Genomic DNA, 3,113 nt, shown 5'->3' with positions numbered 1-3,113 from the left:
GTGCCGATCGCCAGATAGCCGTCGGCGACCTCTATAGCCGATATGTATGTGTAGGCCGGCCCATCCTCAGGCCAAGCCCACTCAACAGCCCAGCTATCCGTCTTTACGGCGAGGATCCTCACCGTGAAGATGCTGGTAAACCTAGAAACGATGTACTTAGTGACGTTTAGACGATCCCTAAGCTCCGGGTAGAACTTTACTAGGTCGTAAACAACCCTTGTAGATGCATGTCTCTGCGTCGCCGGGTCGACAACTGCCTCTATGGCCAAGATATAGATACGGCCCCCGTAAAACACAATACCTTTGGGGTGCACGCCAAGCCACGGCTGTTTTGTTATTGTGGCCTCTGTCGCGTTTGATGGGCCTAAGAGGTACTGAGCCAGTTTAATAATAGCCACCTCCCTCCAGCTAGAGGTGTTGTATATCACAACCTCCCCCTCCCGCGAAGAAATCCCCACGGCCAAGTACCTCCCGTCAGGCGAGAAGGCCATAGACCAGTAGGGCACCCTCCCGACCCCGTATTCGAATTTCTTGATTACAGTGCCGTTGGGGGAGAATATATAGATCTCCCCCGCTTGTGTAGCCACCACTATATACCTCCCGTCGGGGGATACCATAACCATCCCCCTCACGTATCCCCACCACCAGTCCCACGCCCTGAAGTAGAAACCTCCCTCTATCAGCTTATCCCTGTCAATTAGAGGCGGAGACGCCCAGACAAGCCTCAACCCGGGCTCTCTAGGCGTGGCTTTGGGAGTTTCTGTCTTGTTTACAGAAGGGGGCAGAGACGGCGTAGGACTTTCCTTCGGGGGTGTGAAGGCTAGGAAGTAAACCGCCAATATCCCCACGAGGAAAAGAGCGGAGGCTATACCTACTACAACCGCCTTCCTCATACATGTTTCGGAATTTTGTACTTTTTAAGTATTACATACGCCGTGTAGACGAATCTCGGCGAAGTTTACTTACTAAATGAGTAGCTCTGTGGCGTAATTAATAGCCACGTCGAGGTTAGCGAGGGGTTGAAACCCCGTCTTAGTATCCACCACCACAAGCTTCGCTATATTTGAAGGCTCAGCCCCTCACGGTATTTGAAGCACATCTGTGGCATATTTCGCAAGCACCTCGATATAGTTTAACGAGGGTTTAAATAGGCCGGGCTTTGTGTCCACCACTACAAGCTTGGCTAATTTTGAAAGCTCCGCGCTGTAGGCGTTAAGCTCTTCTTTTATGTTACCGCCGAGGGAGACATTGGCCTTCCCGTCTGTTACCACGTATACCCAGTAGTTCCCTTTCAGCCTCTGCCTCAGCCTCTTTAAATACTCAAGGGCGTAGGCCAGCGCCGCCGACATAGGCGTCGCGCCGCCGCTGGGCACTTTTTCTAAAATATCCAGCACCAGCCAGTAGTTGCGGGTGGGTTCCACCACTACGTCTACGCCAGATCCTCTGAAAGTAATTAAGCCGACGTAACTCCTCTTCACGTAAGACTCCTCTGCGATTTTCTTTACAAGACCTTTAGCCGCCTCTATCCTCTTCATGAAATTCATGCTACCACTCGCGTCTAAGATGACAAGCGAAATTCTAGGAGCTCTGGCCCTCCTAACTCTCACAGCTAAATCGCCGGGCTCCACCTTCAGGGGGAGGCCGCCCCCCCTAAGAGCCGCCGTGACGAGAGAGCCCGCTATGTCTATATCTCTCGGCTCCCTCCCCTCGGCGGGGAGATACATGTAAGGCACCCCTAAGGGATGCCCCACCACCCTCTTAACAGAAGCTCTTGAGGAGAGGCCTCTTGCCTCCCCCGCAACTTCCTTCTTAAAAGCGATGGGCACGTCCACATCAGCCGCCTCTCTTGTCTCGGCGCCGCCTCCGCCGGGCCTATCCCCGCCGCTTTGCGGCTCTCTACTGCCGCCGCGCGGCGGCTCTCTTGGCTGTTGCGGCGGAGACTGTTGCTGGCTCTGCCGGCTCTCCTCTTGTTTGTTGCTAGTAGGCGGGGGTACTCTCGGCTTTTCAAACGGCTTCGCCTTCAGTCTGTGGGGAAGCGCCAGCTCCATTGCCTTCTGCAGATCTTCCATAGTGACTTTAGTCCTCCCCTCAAGTGCCGCCAGGGCTTTTGCGGTGCGGGCAGTTATAATCTCGGCCCGGCTAGTCCTTATGCCGAGTTTTACCACGATCTCCGCCAACACCTCCAAAAGGTCGTCTGGCATCTCCTCTTCCGGCAGAAGCTCCATGGCCCTCCTAATTTTCTCCCTAAGCGCTTGTATCTCAGGCTCCCATTTTTTGTAAAAGCCTTCTGGGTCCCTGTTGAACTCCTCCGCTCGTCTCACTATCTCAGCCCTCACCTCGGGATCTTGCGGCGCCTCTACATCCACCACGAGACCGAAGCGGTCAAGCAACTGCGGTCTCAACTCCCCCTCCTCCGGGTTCATGGAGGCCACCAGTATGAAGCGGGCTGGGTGCCTCACGGAGATTCCCTCCCTCTCCACTACGTTCCAGCCGTACGCCGCCGCGTCCAGCAATACGTCCACTATGTAATCGTCGAGCAGATTCACCTCGTCGATGTAGAGGATATTCCGATTCGCCTCCGCCAGAAGCCCCGGCTGCAACGCGCGCACGCCCTCGGTCAACGCTCTCTTTATATCGAGGGTCCCTACCAGCCTATCCACAGTAATAGAGAGTGGGAAATCCACCACCCGCATCCTCCTCACAGCCGTCGGGAGCCTCTCCCCACGTTGATACCTGGCGTAGCAGGAGTCGCACATTAGTTGCGGATCGCGGGGATGGCATTGAAACGGGCAGTCGGCGACCACCTCGATCTCAGGCAAGACGTCTGCCAGAGACCTAACCAACGTCGTCTTTCCGGTCCCCTTATCCCCTCTGAGCAGCACCCCGCCGATTGCGGGGTTGACGGCGGCGGCGAGGAGGGCTAGCTTGGCCTTCTCCATCCCCACGATGGTCTTGACGAGGGTCGTCTTCCCGCAGCCCGACTCGCCCACGATGCCCAGCGTCTGCCCGCGCTTCACCTCTACGCTGACTCCGTCCACGGCCTTGACGATCTGCTTGCGCTCTCCCAGGCGTTTGGACGGCACCTCGTAGTAGGTCCTGGCGTCGCGCACGCG

At 56.2% G+C, this 3,113-nt stretch carries 1 protein-coding gene and 1 pseudogene; both read right to left on the bottom strand.

Annotated features, from left to right (window positions below; all coding sequences use genetic code 11):
- Positions 1-893 (bottom strand): annotated as a pseudogene (locus tag ACP5J3_RS12345) (hypothetical protein); the annotation flags it as partial.
- Between the two features lie 186 nt (positions 894-1,079).
- Positions 1,080-3,113, bottom strand: a 2,034-nt coding sequence (locus tag ACP5J3_RS12340) for a VWA domain-containing protein (RefSeq protein ID WP_428495965.1), incomplete at its 5' end; no start/stop codon positions are given.

Origin of the sequence: Pyrobaculum sp. (assembly GCF_049971835.1) — an archaeon.
Lineage (GTDB): Archaea > Thermoproteota > Thermoprotei > Thermoproteales > Thermoproteaceae > Pyrobaculum.
Note: the sequence above shows the minus strand (reverse complement) of the source record. Positions and strands in the feature narration are given on the sequence as shown.